The organism is Chryseobacterium sp. HNCC26DJ238 (genome assembly GCF_057180465.1).
Map to the genome: position 1 here is coordinate 148,377 of NZ_JBXUGI010000007.1, position 15,278 is coordinate 163,654.

The 15,278-nt window shown below is 37.7% G+C and carries 12 protein-coding genes; 5 read left to right on the forward strand and 7 right to left on the reverse strand.

The genetic code is table 11. The annotated features are described in order from the left end of the window. Positions 1 to 268 precede the first annotated feature (268 nt). Positions 269 to 4,351: a fibronectin type III domain-containing protein gene (locus tag AC2A07_RS08710; protein ID WP_484050067.1), complete on the forward strand. Its 4,083-nt coding sequence runs from the start codon at positions 269 to 271 to the stop codon at positions 4,349 to 4,351. 138 nt (positions 4,352 to 4,489) lie between these two features. Here AC2A07_RS08710 and coaE read toward each other — a convergent pair whose 3' ends face one another. From coaE to ruvB, 4 genes are read right to left on the reverse strand one after another with little or no spacing between them, the layout of a single operon-like run. Then, complete coding sequence (gene coaE / locus AC2A07_RS08715) at positions 4,490 to 5,119, reverse strand: dephospho-CoA kinase (RefSeq protein ID WP_484050068.1); 630 nt, start codon at positions 5,117 to 5,119, stop codon at positions 4,490 to 4,492. A gap of 2 nt (positions 5,120 to 5,121) precedes the next feature. After that, positions 5,122 to 5,988: an MBL fold metallo-hydrolase gene (locus tag AC2A07_RS08720; RefSeq protein ID WP_484050069.1), complete on the reverse strand. Its 867-nt coding sequence runs from the start codon at positions 5,986 to 5,988 to the stop codon at positions 5,122 to 5,124. After that, positions 5,985 to 6,611 carry an FMN-binding negative transcriptional regulator gene (locus AC2A07_RS08725; protein ID WP_484050070.1) on the reverse strand — a complete coding sequence of 209 codons (627 nt, stop codon included), beginning with the start codon at positions 6,609 to 6,611 and terminating at the stop codon, positions 5,985 to 5,987. Before AC2A07_RS08725 ends, AC2A07_RS08720 begins: the two co-directional genes overlap by 4 nt. A gap of 4 nt (positions 6,612 to 6,615) precedes the next feature. After that, entirely contained in the window at positions 6,616 to 7,638 is a 1,023-nt protein-coding gene (ruvB, locus tag AC2A07_RS08730) for a Holliday junction branch migration DNA helicase RuvB (RefSeq protein WP_314495484.1), read from the reverse strand. Positions 7,639 to 7,899: 261 nt separating this feature from the next. Between ruvB and hutI the strand changes: the two genes are divergently transcribed. The 4 genes from hutI to AC2A07_RS08750 all read left to right on the forward strand — a co-directional run bounded on the left by hutI (position 7,900) and on the right by AC2A07_RS08750 (position 12,572). Continuing rightward, the gene (hutI, locus tag AC2A07_RS08735; RefSeq protein WP_484050071.1) at positions 7,900 to 9,126 is read left to right on the forward strand and encodes an imidazolonepropionase; all 1,227 of its coding nucleotides are present in this window, start codon (positions 7,900 to 7,902) and stop codon (positions 9,124 to 9,126) included. A 1-nt stretch (position 9,127) separates the two neighbouring features. Further along, entirely contained in the window at positions 9,128 to 10,234 is a 1,107-nt protein-coding gene (locus AC2A07_RS08740) for a DUF695 domain-containing protein (RefSeq protein WP_484050072.1), read from the forward strand. Continuing rightward, positions 10,234 to 11,154: a formimidoylglutamase gene (hutG, locus tag AC2A07_RS08745; RefSeq protein WP_484050073.1), complete on the forward strand. Its 921-nt coding sequence runs from the start codon at positions 10,234 to 10,236 to the stop codon at positions 11,152 to 11,154. The genes AC2A07_RS08740 and hutG overlap by 1 nt, the downstream gene beginning before the upstream one ends. A 125-nt stretch (positions 11,155 to 11,279) precedes the next feature. Then, positions 11,280 to 12,572 carry an aldehyde dehydrogenase family protein gene (locus tag AC2A07_RS08750; protein ID WP_484050074.1) on the forward strand — a complete coding sequence of 431 codons (1,293 nt, stop codon included), beginning with the start codon at positions 11,280 to 11,282 and terminating at the stop codon, positions 12,570 to 12,572. A gap of 48 nt (positions 12,573 to 12,620) precedes the next feature. Here AC2A07_RS08750 and pyk read toward each other — a convergent pair whose 3' ends face one another. The 3 genes from pyk to AC2A07_RS08765 are packed head-to-tail and all read right to left on the reverse strand — an operon-like array spanning position 12,621 to position 15,274. Further along, the gene (gene pyk, locus AC2A07_RS08755) at positions 12,621 to 14,066 is read right to left on the reverse strand and encodes a pyruvate kinase (protein WP_314495493.1); all 1,446 of its coding nucleotides are present in this window, start codon (positions 14,064 to 14,066) and stop codon (positions 12,621 to 12,623) included. Then, positions 14,059 to 14,532 carry an IPExxxVDY family protein gene (locus tag AC2A07_RS08760; RefSeq protein WP_484050075.1) on the reverse strand — a complete coding sequence of 158 codons (474 nt, stop codon included), beginning with the start codon at positions 14,530 to 14,532 and terminating at the stop codon, positions 14,059 to 14,061. Before AC2A07_RS08760 ends, pyk begins: the two co-directional genes overlap by 8 nt. Then, on the reverse strand, positions 14,510 to 15,274 hold the full coding sequence (locus AC2A07_RS08765) for a ribonuclease III family protein (protein ID WP_484050076.1): 765 nt from the start codon (positions 15,272 to 15,274) through the stop codon (positions 14,510 to 14,512). The genes AC2A07_RS08760 and AC2A07_RS08765 overlap by 23 nt, the downstream gene beginning before the upstream one ends. Between the last annotated feature and the right edge of the window lie 4 nt (positions 15,275 to 15,278).

The window sequence follows — 15,278 nt, forward strand, 5'->3', positions numbered from 1 at the left end:
CAAATAACAAAAAATGATTAGATTTGTATTTAATAATAAATATTGCCTATGCGGAAATTCTTTACATCTTTAATGCAATTTCACTATTTTTTGATAAATTTTTTGGTAAAAAAGACTTATTTTATTAGATATCAGAAATTGCAACTATACCTTTTTTCTACTACGGAAACCTGGTTCAAAACAAATAATATCAGTAATTTAGAGGATAAACATACTGATAGATTTAAAACTCATTTTAATACTTCATTGGATTCTTAATTTACTATTTATGAAGAAATTTCTATTCTCGTGTCTATTGTTTATAGTCACATTTATGAATGCCCAGATTAATCTTGGTGTCGGAAGTACTACTACGGGTATTGCTCCTATTAGTACTTATTATGGATATTCTTATGTTCAGCAGATTTTTCCTAAAACAGAAATCAATGCCGCCGCCGCCGGAAATATAACCGGGTTAAAGTTTTATTTAAATGCCTCTTCTACTCTTACCAATTCATCAAACTGGACGGTATATGTAGGACATACTACAAAAACGGCATTTGATTCCGCCACAGACTGGATTCCTGTAGCAGGCCTTACTCAGGTGTTTACAGGAACCGTTACGAATAATGCAGGTGTTGTGGAAATTACTTTTACAGCTCCTTTTGCATATAATAATACCAGTAATTTGGTAATTGCTGCAAAAGAAGGATCACCAAATTATGATTCTAATGGCTTTGCAGAAGCAATGTATGTATATAATACGACAGCAAACAGATCAATTTATTATAGAAGTGATACAACAAATCCGGATCCTGCAACACCACCTACAGCGGGAGGAAGAAACGGCTATAATTCTGCAGTTACTATTTTAGGATTGGCTCCAAGTCCGATTCCTGCATGTCCTACTGTTTCAGCACCTGCAGCCGCAGCTACAGGAGTTGATATACTGCCTGTATTTACCTGGGGTGCCGTTAACGGTGCAACTGGTTACAGAATTTCTGTAGGAACAACTCCTGGAGGAACAAATATTGTCAATAACCAAAATGTAGGAAATGTAACTACGTATACGCTTACAACTCCGTTATTGTATAATACTCAGTATTACTATACGATTAGTTCATTCAGTGCTACAAATCCATCAGCGACTTGTTCAGAAAGAAGTTTTACAACAAAGACAATTCCTTGTCCAACAGTGTCTGCTCCGGCTGCGGGAGCGGCTGGTGTATCTCTTACACCTAGTATTACCTGGGCTGCTGTACCGGGAGCTACAGGCTACAGACTTACTGTAGGTACTACCACAGGAGGAACAAATGTTTTGAATAATATTGACTTGGGAAATGTAACTTCTTACACTTTTACAACCCCATTGGCAAACAGTACGCAATATTTCTATAAAGTTAATTCGTATAATGCAAATTCGACTTCTGCATCTTGTACTGAAAGAAATTTCAGAACAGTTTGTTCTCCGGTTACCGTGTTACCTTGGACTGAGAATTTTGATGCAATGACATCACTGGGGGCAGGGATACTGCCTGTTTGCTGGACTCAGGTTACAGGAACCAGCGCTTGGACATCATCAAGTGCCGTTTTTTCTACTACATCTCCAGGTCCGAGATCTACTCCTAATTATGTAAGAATTCAATATGGTAATACCAATGCAAGCCAGTTATGGACTCCGGGATTTGCATTGACTGCAGGTACGACCTATGAATTTTCTTTCTATTATAATACAGGCGGAACCACTGCCAGCTATATAGGATATACCGGTAATGTTTTGGTGAATACTTCGCAGTCTACCACAGGAGCCGTTAGTTTGGGAGCATTCATTAATGCAACTCAGGGGACGAGCGCTTATACACAATACAAGTTATTTTATACGCCTACTGCTTCCGGAACTTATAATTTCGGAGTAAATGTGTCTTCAACAGGTGCCCCTTGGTACTTAGGAGTTGATGACTTCAGATTGAGAATTGCTCCTACCTGTATTGAACCTTTAGGAGTTATATCTACAGGGTCAACAGGAAATACGGCTACTGTTTCATGGACACCTCCTACAGTGCAGCCTGCCAATGGATACCAGATCTTTTACAGTACAACGACAACTCCTCCTGCAACTCCTCAGATAACAGGTATACCAGGTACAAGTACGAGTTATACTATTCCGGGGTTAAATCCAAGTACAATGTATAATGTTTGGGTTAAAGCTTTGTGCAGTGCGACAAATCAGAGTGATCTATCAGAGCCGGTTTCTGTAATGACTACTCAGATTCCTGCCACACTTCCTTATATCCAAAACTTTACAACAGGTAATGATTTAGGATTGTTAAACGGTACCCAGACCAATAAATGGGTTCGTGGCAGTGCTGCCGGAAATCCTGCACAGTCATTATATATATCAAATGATAATGGGGTAACTAATGCTTATACTCATACGGCAAGCACAGTACAGGCATATAGAGATATTACAATTCCTACCGGAACGACAATCGCAACTTTCTCTTTCGACTGGAAGGGACAGGGTGAAGGAACTACATTTAAAATTGACTATTTACAGGTATGGTTAGTACCGTCTAACTTTTTACCAACTCCGGGAACATTGATTACAGCAGCTCCTGGAAGAGTATTAATAGGGCAGTATAACCTTCAGGGTACATGGCAGTCTTATTCCAATGCAAACCTTAATTTAAGTGCTTTTGCAGGTACTGTAATGCGTTTGGTATTTGAATGGAGAAACGATGGCTTCGGTGGTGTTCAGCCTCCGGCGGCAATTGATAATATTGTACTGAGAGTTTGTAGTACAGCTACACCTGTCGTTACAGTGACACCAGCTTCTATAACCTATAATTCTGCTACCATTACGTGGCCTCAGGATATTGGCGGAGCAAATTATAAAATCAGATACAGACCGGTAGGTTCAGCTAACTGGCTTCCGGCAGCAGGTCCTATAGATGTGGCGGCAGTTCCTGGAACGACCCAGACTTATACTTTTGCAGGTGTTTTATTACCTGTAACCAATTATGAGGTAGAGGTTGCAGCGGTATGTAATGCTGGAAATACTATTGGAGTTTATTCTCATAATGAGTTTCTTACTAAATGTGATCCGACGCCTCCAAACGTTACCATAACACAGATCACTCCTACTTCTGCATTAGTGACATGGAATCCTGTTGCATCAGGTGCAACTTATGAACTGCAGTGGAGAGAGGTTGGAACTATTCCTTGGAATACTCCTGCGGTACCACAACCACCTCTTAACAGTTATACGATTACCGGATTAACTTCATTCAAAACCTATGAAGTACAGGTTAGAAATAAGTGTATTGCCTCAACAACTCCAAACCCATGGTCAAATCCTCAGGTATTTACAACAGTTAGAGTTTGTGAAATAGCACCTCCGGGATTAACCATAACTACGCTTACACCAACAAGCGCTGAAGTAGTATGGGCTGCTTACACAGGTCCGGGAGCTACGGGCAGTTATACATTGAGATATAGAAAAGTGGGAATTCCAAGCTGGACGAATATCAATGTTAATACGAATACCTATACAATAACAGGATTATTGGAACTGACAAAATATGAAATGCAGGTGGCTAATATCTGCAGCGGTACGCCGGGTAATTTTACTCCTCCATATTACTTTACGACGCCGACAGTTGTATACTGTCAGATGTCTTCAAGCAGTTCTGCAGCAGAGTATATTTCAAAAGTAACGGCTAAGCCAACAGGTAAACCGGAGATGATCAATGAGTCAGTTGCTTCAAACTATTCTGATTTTACAGGGATTGTTAAAAATCATATTCAAATGATTCAGGGATCTGCAGGTAATCAAATTATTATTGATAAAACGTCATCATCAGGAGCGAGTACAGGAGTTGCAGTCTGGATTGACTTCAACAGAAATGGAACTTTCGATTTAGATGAGAGAATCCTGGCTGACGGACCGAATACAAATCCTACAGCAACTGCTACCTTCAGTGTTCCTGCAGATGCATTTGTAAGTATGACAGATTATAAATATGTAGTGATGAGAGTGGCAATGCAGAAAGACGGAATTCCGGTAAATTGTCTGAGCTTTCCAAATGGCGAAGTAGAAGACTACACTGTCAGAATTTCTAAACAGACCATTCCAAACTCACTTAATCAAACAGATATCCTAATCTATCCTAACCCGGTGAAGACCGTTCTGAACGTTAAAAATATCAGTAAGAAAGCGAATTATAAAATTTATAGTTCTGCCGGACAGATGGTATCTACGGGATTAATCTTAAACAATAAGATTGATGTAAGCAGATTGATCAACGGAGTGTATGTTATCGACATAGAAGATGTTCAGGGAACTGTACAGAAGAAATTTATTAAAGAGTAATCAGATAACTTCTTATATAAAAATAAGCTCTCAGGAATGAGAGCTTATTTTTTTTACCCACAGCGGTAAGATGTATAAAAAAAACCGCTGATTAACAAGCGGTTTATGGTAATGTACGGTTAAATTATCTTCAGATTTCTATTCAATTTCAAAAATAATTCGTTCTGTCTGTTCTTTTAAATCATCCAGATTAGTGTTGTTATAAATTATATAATCTGCCTGTTTTATTTTATCCTTTTCAGGCATTTGATTATTCATGACTGTCTCTACTTCACGGTAGGTCTTTCCGTCCCGATCCATCACTCTTTTTAATCGGATATTGTCTTCTGCGGTAACCAGAAGCGATTTATAACATTGGAGGTGCAATTTAAGCTCAAACAGCAACGCAGTTTCTTTAAAAACCAGATACTTGGTCTGTTGTGATACCCACTGTTCAAAATCCAAACGTACTGCGGGATGAATAATTTCATTGAGCCTGTGAAGTAACTCATCATCATTAAAAACTCTCCCGGCAACGAATTTTCTGTTGTAAATGCCTGATTCGTCATAGGCCTGTGTTCCTAAAAGTTCCCTGATCCTGTTTCTTACTTCTTCATGATCATTCACTATTGTTTTAGCTCTGTCGTCAGAATAATAGACCGGGAAACCACAGTCTTCAATATATCGGGCTACCGTTGTTTTACCTGAACCGATTCCTCCTGTAAGACCAATTATTTTCGGGGCTGAATCAGGGTCTGCTTTCTGGGTTTCTGTAAGTAATTCTTCCATAATTAATAACCAAAAACTTCATTAAAGCTAAATGTTTCATCTAACCGAACTCCTTTTTCGGTCATTTTTAGACTGGCCAGTTCATTGTGGGCATCATGTTCAAAAAAGAGTAAATAATCATTGTCAACGCATTGTTTCAGAAATCTGGCTTTTTCTTCTATGGTCAGCAATGGTCTGGTGTCATAACCCATCACATATACTTGTGGAATGTGACCTGCTGTCGGAATAAGATCGGCTGCAAACACAATTGTTTTTTCCTGATATTGTATTACCGGAAGCATTTGCTTCTCGGTATGGCCGTCAACAAATATAATATCCATCTTAAGGTCAGGACTGAATCCGTAATTTCCAGTGGCAGGGAGCGGTAAAAACCCCAGTTGCCCGCTTTCCTGAATGGGAAGAATGTTTTCTTTGAGAAAGCTTGCCTTTTCTCTTGCATTAGGTTCTGTTGCCCATTGCCAGTGATTTTCGTTAGTCCAGAACTGAGCGTTTTTAAAAGCAGGCCGGTAACCTGTTCTGTCATCATTCCATTCAATAGCACCACCGCAATGGTCAAAATGTAAATGAGTTAAAAAAACATCCGTAATATCTTCTTTTACAAAACCGTATTTCTGTAAATTTTTATCTAAATGATCATCGCCCCACAGTGAATAATGACCAAAAAATTTATCATCCTGCTTATTGCCGAGACCACAGTCCACGAGGATCAGCTTTTTCCCGTCTTCTATTAGTAAAGAACGTGTTCCCAATTCAATCAGGTTTCTTTCGTCTGCCGGATTCGTTTTTTCCCATAGGCTTTTTGGGACGACTCCAAACATCGCTCCGCCGTCGAGCTTGAATTTTCCACACTGGATAGGATATAGTTTCATATTGTTATTTGATTTTGTATTGATTTCATTTGATCAGCAATTTTTTTGCTGTTTTCATCTTCAGAATTTTCTAAATTTAAAATAATATTCTGATAATCCCGTTCTTTTCTGTTTTGAGAAAGCTTTTGATTGATGTAAATTTCCGTTGGGAATATTTTAATTCCTAAAGCTCCTTTTATTTCTTTCTCTATAAACTCTTTGTCCATATCTTTGACAAAGACCGGACACTTTTGAGGCTGTTCATACTTTGCAGTTAGTTTTTCGAGATGGTTATAAAGCTCATCCTGATTCATGAGCTCGATTTTTCCGGAAATCTGTACTGCTTCATAATTCCAGGTCGAAACGTTGAGATGATCATACCAGCTGCTGGAAATATAAGCATGCGCTCCTAAAAAATCACAGAGGACTTCGTCTTCATTGTTTAAAGTTTTTGCCTGCGGATTGGCTCTTGAGATATGGGTTTCAATAAATGAACGGTCAGGATCTTCTTCATTCAGCAGCATCATAGAATGCGTTGCTCTTATTTTTTCTTTTGACGAGATTAATAAGGCAAACGCATTTTCACTGATAATTTTTTTCATCAGATGCTCATCTTCACTTTTATAGATCTTAGGTATAAACATTGTATTAAAATAATTCTCCCGGATTTCTTGGAATGGCTATATTCAGATGTCGGTAAGCTTTCTCTGTTACCTCACGTCCTCTTGGCGTTCTGATGATGAAACCTTCCTGAATTAAAAACGGTTCATATACTTCTTCCAGCGTTTCAGGATTTTCAGCAATTGAAGTTGCCAAAGCAGAAATTCCAACAGGTTTCCCCTTGAAATTCTCAATCATTACCCGCATGATTTTATTATCCATTTCATCTAAACCAAATTCATCTACATTTAAAGAATTTAAAGCGTAGGTTGTGATATTGATTTCAATTTCTCCATTTCCTTTGATCTCTGCAAAATCGCGTACCCTCCTCAGTAAAGCGTTGGCAATTCTAGGTGTACCTCGGCTTCTTCTTGCTATTTCAATAGCTGCATCTTCATAAATGGTAACTCCCAAAACTCTGGCACTTCTTATAATGATGGTTGAAAGAAGCTCTACAGAATAATATTCCAGTCTGCTCTGAATTCCGAATCTCGCTAACATTGGTTTTGTCAGCATTCCGCTTCTGGTTGTTGCACCCACTAACGTAAACGGATTTAAACTGATCTGTACACTTCTTGCATTTGGACCCGTTTCCAGCATGATGTCGATTTTGTAATCTTCCATTGCAGAATAAAGGTATTCCTCGACAATCGGAGAAAGACGGTGGATTTCATCAATAAACAGAACATCATTTTCTTCCAGATTGGTAAGAAGACCTGCTAAACTTCCCGGTTTGTCCAAAACAGGACCTGAAGTGATTTTACAGTTTACACCCAGTTCGTTTGCGATAATATTGGATAAAGTAGTTTTACCTAAACCCGGGGGACCATGGAGAAGCACATGATCAAGCGCACCGCCACGATTCTTTGCAGCAGCCACAAAAACCTCCAGGTTTTCTAACGTTTTTCTCTGTCCGGCAAAATCTTTAAAACTCTGCGGACGAATTTTTTCTTCCTGTACGAGTTCGTCATCGGAATAATTTTCCTTATCAGGATGTAAAAAATCTGGCATTAATTCATTTCATTTACTTCAAAGATAAGAAATTTAGGTCAGGGTTTCATGACTGTGACAGAGTAAAATTAAGATTTGAGAACAAGAGATATTTTAAGTATTTTTGAAAATAGAATTATGCTTTGGAACACTTAGCCTGGTTTTTGAGCCGGAATTCTTTTGAAAGATCAATCTGATGCTTATACTGTCAACTTCAAATATCCGTTGCAGAGTACGATGATAAACATTATTGATCTGAACTTTAGCTTTTAAACTATACAAATGAAATTAATCGGACCTTTCACGCAGGTAGTAACACTTGCCAACCTTTCTTTAAGAGGAAAACTTTCTGATGAACAACTAGAAGTAATTATTGACGGTGGAATTATCGTAAATAACGGTACTGTTCAAGATATAGGAAACTTTGAGACATTAAAATCTGAGCACGAAAATATACAGATTGAATCTGTAGAAGGAGAACAGATCATTATGCCGGCTTTTGTTGATTCTCATACCCATATCTGTTTTGGAGGAAACCGGGCCAATGATTTTGCAATGCGGAATGCAGGAAAAACTTATCTTGAAATTGCAGAAAACGGAGGCGGTATCTGGAGCTCTGTACAACATACAAGAAATGCGACGGAGTTGGAACTGCTTCAAAGCTTACTAAAAAGAATAGACATATTAATTTCTTTAGGAATTACGACCATTGAAGTGAAAAGTGGTTACGGCTTAAATGTAGACAGTGAATTGAAAATGCTCAGGATCATTAAAATTGCACAGTCACAGACTCATGCTACACTCATTTCGACATGTCTTTCGGCACATTTGAAACCGAGAGATTTTGAAGGTGATAACAAAGCATATTTGGATTACATTCTGACTGAAATTTTACCAAAAGTCAAACAAGAGAACCTCTCCGGAAGAGTTGATATTTTCATTGAGAAATCAGCTTTTCAGCCAGATGAAAGCAAAGATTTTTTGTTAAAAACTAAAAATTTAGGTTTTGAAATTACAGTTCATGCAGATCAGTTTACACCTGGAAGTTCGAGAATTGCGGTTGAAGTGGGAGCGAAATCTGCTGATCACCTGGAAGCAACTGCTGACGAAGATATTCTGTTTCTGGCTCAGTCAGATACTGTTGCTACAGCACTTCCCGGAGCCAGTTTAGGATTAGGAGAAAAATTTACCCCGGCGAGGAAACTTTTGGATGCCGGTGCTATTCTGGCAATAGCAAGTGACTGGAATCCCGGTTCGGCCCCTATGGGAAATTTAATTACGCAGGCCTCAATTTTGGCAACATATGAAAAGTTAACAACTGCAGAAGTTTTGGCGGGGATGACCTTTCGATCTGCTTTTGCACTGGGTTTACAAGACAGAGGTAGACTGGTAAAAGGTTTTAAAGCTGATTTCGTAAGCTACAAAACAGATAATTTTCAGAATGTACTTTATTATCAGGGAAGTTTAAAGGCTGAGAATGTCTATATTAATGGAGATAAAATAAAGTAAGATGGGCATTTTTGATAAGGCTTTTAAAAGAAAAAGTGAAAACAGTGATCAGAAGATAGAGACTTATCAGGATTTCTGGAACTGGTTTCTGACGAAGGAAGATGATTTTTATAAAGTTGTGAAAAACCGGGAGAATGTTGAAACCGGTTTTTTTGATTTGATTTCTTCTCAACTTCGCCGGATCAACGAAGGCTTTTATTTTCTTGCAGGAATGAGTAATGAGACAACTGCAGAACTGATCATTACCGCAGAGGGTGAAATAAAAAACATCGTATTTGCTGAAGAAATTATCGCTTCTGCTCCAAAATTACAGCATTGGAAATTTACGGCATTAAAGCCTGAAATGAATCTGGACAGTGGAATTCAGATGGACGGTAACAAATTCACTACAGATAATATTCACTTTTATGCCAATGAGATTGAAGGTTATCCGGATGAAATTGATATAACCTTTGTTTACGATGCAATAAATTCTGATAATAAAAATTCCGTAGTCACTGGGGTCTGTATATTTTTAGATAACTTTTTAGGTGAATTAAATTTTGCAACACAGATTGATACCTTTAATGTTATAGATAAAAGCGAGGCAATCAGTGATCTCATCCCGTTGGCCAAGCTGAAAGATTATCTGCAGTGGAGAGAAAGAGAATTCACAGAAAAATATGGCAATATAAAAAGTTATGATGACGAGGATAAATTTTCCGTTTTTGAAGCCAGCCTTCAAAATGGTCTTCCTCTCATTGCAACCGTTAATACCTCGTTGCTGGAATATGATTCAAAAGCTTCTTATCCATGGATCTCGGTCGTGAAAAGTTATTACGACGGAAAAGATAATAACGGTCTTCCTGCTAGGGAAGACTACGAAAAATTGAATAAGATCGAAGAGCAGATGATGAATGAAATGAAAATTGAAGACGGAAATTTATACATTGGCAGAGAAAGTGCAGATAATGTAAAAGAGACTTACTTTGCAGGTAAAGATTTCAGGTCAGCATCAAAAATTCTTCAGAAAATCATAAAAGAATATCCCGAATACAAGATGTCACTTGAAATTTATAAAGACAAGTACTGGCAAAGTTTTGAACGCTACAATTTAAATCAAAATTAATGAATATGATCTGGCAAGGAAGATTAGACGGTGATGAACCTTTGCACCACAGGATTTTTCAAAGGGTACAGGAAGTAAATAATTACGATCTTGTTTCAACGAATGATTTCGTTTTACACGGGTTTTCTGTTGATGAAGGGGTAAGAAGAAATAAAGGAAGAACAGGTGCGAAAAATGCACCCGATGTAATCAGAAAAAACATGGTTAATTTTCCGGTGATCTTTCCGGATTTTTCGATGCTTGATTTTGGAAATGTTACCTGTAATGACGAAGACCTGGAAAGCGCTCAATATGATTTGGCGGAAAAAGTATCGAAGGTTCTTGCTAAAGGTGGAAAATCTTTGGTCTTGGGCGGGGGACATGAGTTGACCTATGCCCATTATTCAGGAATCAGGAATGCTTTTCCTGATAAAAAAATCGGGATTATTAATATTGATGCTCATTTTGATAACCGAAAACCTGAAGATGGAATCGGAGCGAGTTCGGGAACTGGATTCTGGCAGATTGTACAGGATGAAAATAATTATACATTACATATTGGGATTCAGAGAAATTCAAATACGCTGAAATTATTTGATACCGCTCATCATTTGGGAATGAAATATATTTTGGCAGATGAATTGTTTTTTGAAAACCTTCCGTCAGTTTATGAACGTATCACCGAGCTAGTGGAATCCGTAGATGTTCTCTACTTAACCATTTGTATGGATGTTTTCAATGCATCAATTGCTCCGGGAGTTTCAGCTGCAGCTTATAACGGAATATTTGCAGATGCAGCTTTTATGCATTTTTACAAACATATTCTGAAAAGTAATAAGCTGATCGCTCTTGATGTTGCTGAAGTCAATCCCGAATTTGATATTCAGGACAGAACGGCAAAACTGGCGGCAAGCCTGGTAAACGAATGGCTGATGATTTAAAGGATTAATGTAATCAATAGAAATTATCATCCTTTTTTTTATGTTACTGAGAAACATATTTTGTTGCTTTACAGCTGCTTTTTCTAAAGGCAGCAAATTCGTTTAGAATTTTTGATCAAATTAGTATGGAACAATCAATAGAAAATAAACTCTTAAAAGCTGATGATGCTTTTAAAGTCTGGAAAAATTTTTCCTTCGGAGACAGACAGAAATTAATAGCAAAAGCCGCTGAATTATTTAAATTTCAATCAGAAGAATTTGGTGCGATCATAACGAAAGAAATGAACAAGCCCATTTCACAATCTATTTCGGAAGTGGAAAAGTGTGCTTTAATGATGGGTTATTATGCAGAAGCAGACAACGTTCTGCAGCCTGAAAAAATTGATTCTGAATATTCTATTTCTGAAATTCATTATGTGCCGAAAGGGGTGATCCTGGGAGTAATGCCCTGGAATTTTCCCTTCTGGCAGGTTTTGAGATTTGCAACACCTGCAATACTGGCAGGAAATACAGTAGTTCTTAAACATGCCTCTATCTGTTTTGGAAGTGGAGACGCTATTGAAAAAATATTTTTGGAAGCAGGTTTTCCGAAAGGTGTTTTTCAGAATCTTGAAGTGGGGCACAAAGAAGTAAAAGAGATTCTTGAGCATCCTCTGATCAAAGGTGTAAGTCTTACCGGAAGTGAAAAAGCAGGTGCTGAGGTCGCATCTATTGCAGGGCAGAAGATCAAGAAATCCCTACTTGAGTTGGGTGGAAGTGACGCTTTTATTGTTTTAGACGATGCCGATCTTGATGAAGCTGCAAAAGTTGGTGCGTTGGCACGGTTACAAAACTGCGGGCAGACATGCGTGGCAGCAAAAAGATTTATTATTCAGGAAAATATCGAATTTGACTTCCTTCCAAAATTTATAGAAGAATATAAAAAATACACTCCGGCAGACCCAATGAATAAAGATACAAAATTGGGAGGGATGGCAAGAGCCGATCTGGCGGATGACCTTGAAAAACAATATCAGAAAGCTTTAGATCATGGTGCAGAAGCACTGATCCCTCTGGAAAGAGTTTCTGATAATGAATTTAATCCAGGATTAATCATTGTCAAAGAGGGAAATCCTATTTTACAGGAAGAATTATTCGGTCCTCTTGGAATGATTATGATTGCCGGGAATGATAATGAAGCTCTGAAACTGGCTAACAATATTCCTTTTGGATTATCAAATTCAGTCTGGACCAAAAATACGGAACGTCAACAGTTTTTTATAAACGGGTTAGAATCCGGAACTGTCAATATCAACAGAATGACCAGTTCTGATCCCCGATTCCCTTTCGGAGGTACGAAATCCTCGGGTTACGGAACTGAGCTTTCTTTACTGGCTCTAAAAGAGTTTGTGACGGCAAAAACCATTTTAGGAAAATAACAAAAAACTCCCGGATTTCCGGGAGTTTTTTCTTTATGTCAATGAAGATTAAACGGTTGTTAATCTCAAAGTATTCGTTTTGCCGCCTTCATAAGATGGAGTAGCATTGATATTGATTACAAAATCTCCTGTTTCTATATAGCCGTGATTATGCGTAAGCATATTCACCTGGATAATTGTTTCGTCTGTAGATTTGTGCATGTCATAATGGTAGGCACGAACTCCCCAGAGTAAATTCAACATCGTGATTACCCTCTTATTGGCACTGTAAACAATGATATGAGAATTAGGTCTGTGCGCAGAAATCTGAAACGCCGTATATCCTGAATTGGTTAAAGTGACAATCGCAGAAACATTGGTGCTTTTTGCAATTCTTACTGCAGCCAGACAAACACGGTTGGTAATAAATCTTTCGTCAATACAGTTGAAGTCTTTCTCAATCGGTTCGTTTTTATGCTGATAAAAATTGGTCTGCTCGATATTCTGAACAATTTTTGCCATGTTTTCAACCACCTGGATCGGATATCTTCCTACAGAAGTCTCACCGGAAAGCATTACTGCATCAGCTCCGTCAAGTACAGAGTTGGCAACATCATTTACTTCAGCTCTTGTAGGGGTAAGACTGTTGATCATGGTTTCCATCATCTGGGTAGCAATGATCACAGGTTTAGAATAAAATCTTGCTTTTTCTACTAATGTTTTCTGAATCGCCGGAACTTCTTCCATCGGAACTTCTACACCTAAATCTCCACGGGCAACCATCAGTCCGTCGCACTCTAATAAGATCTGGTCAATATTTTTTACACCTTCAGGTTTTTCAATCTTTGCAATGATCGGTGTTTTAAATTTACCGTTAGGATGTTTAGACATCAATTCTTTAAGATCAACGATATCCTGTGCATGGCGTACAAAAGAAAGTGCAATCCAGTCAACTTCCATATCAAGCATAAAGTTGGCATCCAGAATATCTTTTTCAGTCAGTGCAGGAAGCGATACGTTGGTATTAGGCAGGTTAACTCCTTTTTTGGAACTCAGTGGTCCTCCCTGGATAGTTTTAGCTTTTACCGTATCAATCTTATTCGTTTCAAGAACTTCCAAAACCAATTTTCCGTCATCAATCAAAATTCTTTCTCCAACGTTCACGTCCTGAGGAAACTGTTGGTAAGTCATATATACTTTTGTAGAATCTCCTTCGATTTTTTCATTGGTAAATGTCAGGATATCTCCGGGATTCAGATAAGATCCTTCTTTTACAACGCCTACTCTCAGTTTAGGTCCCTGTAAATCGGCCAGAATTCCAACGGAATATCCATATTCTTTATTAAGTTCTCTGATGGTTTGAATATTAGTACGAACTAAATCGTAGTCTGCATGTGAAAAATTTATTCTAAATACGTCAACACCGGCTTTCATCAATCCCAACATTACTTCCTTGGAAGAGGAAGCAGGCCCTAGCGTTGCAATAATTTTTGTCTTCTTTAAATACTTATTCATAATACTGTATTATTTGATAAAGTTCTTCTTCAGAACTCAGATTGTAATCCTGAATTGGAAACACAAGATTTTCAGGCAGCAAAATTACGGAAAAATCAGTGAATTGTTCCGGACTGTGCAGAATATATTCTACTTCTGTCTGATTATTTAATAAAAATTTAATGTTTTCTTCTTCTGTGAAGAGTTCGGTTTGTAACTTTTTTTGTTTACTTTCTGAAGATTTGTTTGAAATAAATGTAAAACAGGTCTTGGTAAACTTGTGGTAGGCTTCAAATCTTGGAAAATAGTAATCATAGTAAATCCCATTGTAAATAAGATCTCTGATCCGTGAAAACGTAAGATCGTTTCCCTGATTTATTTTGAAAAAAAACTCATGATCGGGTATATTTTTGGCTAATCTTACCAAGCCAATGGTAATATCTTCAGATTCTATATCGTCAAGATCATACAGTTTTTGGATTTCCAAGAATATTTTCTTTTTTGTTTAAAATATAAAATGCTCTCTGCGCCGATTTTTCTTCAGCCTTCTTTTTGGATGTCTCGGTCGCGTTAGCAATCTTTTCATCGCCTAGCCACACGTGACAGCGGAAAACAATACTTTTGTTCACCTGAATTTCTTCGCAGGTTTCATACCTGATATTTAGTTTTTTCTTTTGACTCCACTCCAGCAGAAGACCTTTGTAGCTCACAATTTTATTTTCAAGCTTATTGATTTCTGATGGCGTCAGCAGTCGCTCCAGTACAATCTTTTTACAGGTATCGTATTGGAAGTCAAGATAAACCGCACCTACTAAAGCTTCGAAGAGATTTCCTGAAATATTTTCCCCTAAAGCAGCAGAATTGTTGTTTTTTTGTAAAAGACCGGTAAGTTTTAAATCTTCTCCTAATTTATTCAAATTCTTTCTATTTACAATCTTCGACTTCATCTGGGTCATATATCCTTCGTTACCTTTAGGATAAGTATGAAATAGATGACAAGAAACAATTGTACCCAAAACAGAGTCTCCCAAGAACTCAAGCCTTTCGTAATTAGTGTCTTGATTTTTAGAAGAATTTTTAATAGAAAAAGCTTCGCGGTAAAAATCTATATTCTGAACAGGAGTGCCTAAAATTTTATTAAGCTCAATGCTCAGGAAATAGTCTCTTTCCGTTAATACTTTTTTTCTTTGTTTGAGAAGGAATTTAGAGAAGTATTTCTGTAACTCCATTCAG

What these genes read in the sequence shown, in the direction of transcription:
- hutG (WP_484050073.1), top strand. Translation starts at nt 10,234, where the DNA reads ATGAATATGATCTGGCAAGGAAGATTAGACGGTGATGAACCTTTGCAC.
- hutI (WP_484050071.1), top strand. Translation starts at nt 7,900, where the DNA reads ATGAAATTAATCGGACCTTTCACGCAGGTAGTAACACTTGCCAACCTT.
- AC2A07_RS08765 (WP_484050076.1), bottom strand. Translation starts at nt 15,274, where the DNA reads ATGGAGTTACAGAAATACTTCTCTAAATTCCTTCTCAAACAAAGAAAA.
- AC2A07_RS08740 (WP_484050072.1), top strand. Translation starts at nt 9,128, where the DNA reads ATGGGCATTTTTGATAAGGCTTTTAAAAGAAAAAGTGAAAACAGTGAT.
- AC2A07_RS08720 (WP_484050069.1), bottom strand. Translation starts at nt 5,988, where the DNA reads ATGAAACTATATCCTATCCAGTGTGGAAAATTCAAGCTCGACGGCGGA.
- AC2A07_RS08750 (WP_484050074.1), top strand. Translation starts at nt 11,280, where the DNA reads ATGGAACAATCAATAGAAAATAAACTCTTAAAAGCTGATGATGCTTTT.
- pyk (WP_314495493.1), bottom strand. Translation starts at nt 14,066, where the DNA reads ATGAATAAGTATTTAAAGAAGACAAAAATTATTGCAACGCTAGGGCCT.
- ruvB (WP_314495484.1), bottom strand. Translation starts at nt 7,638, where the DNA reads ATGCCAGATTTTTTACATCCTGATAAGGAAAATTATTCCGATGACGAA.
- AC2A07_RS08725 (WP_484050070.1), bottom strand. Translation starts at nt 6,611, where the DNA reads ATGTTTATACCTAAGATCTATAAAAGTGAAGATGAGCATCTGATGAAA.
- AC2A07_RS08710 (WP_484050067.1), top strand. Translation starts at nt 269, where the DNA reads ATGAAGAAATTTCTATTCTCGTGTCTATTGTTTATAGTCACATTTATG.
- coaE (WP_484050068.1), bottom strand. Translation starts at nt 5,119, where the DNA reads ATGGAAGAATTACTTACAGAAACCCAGAAAGCAGACCCTGATTCAGCC.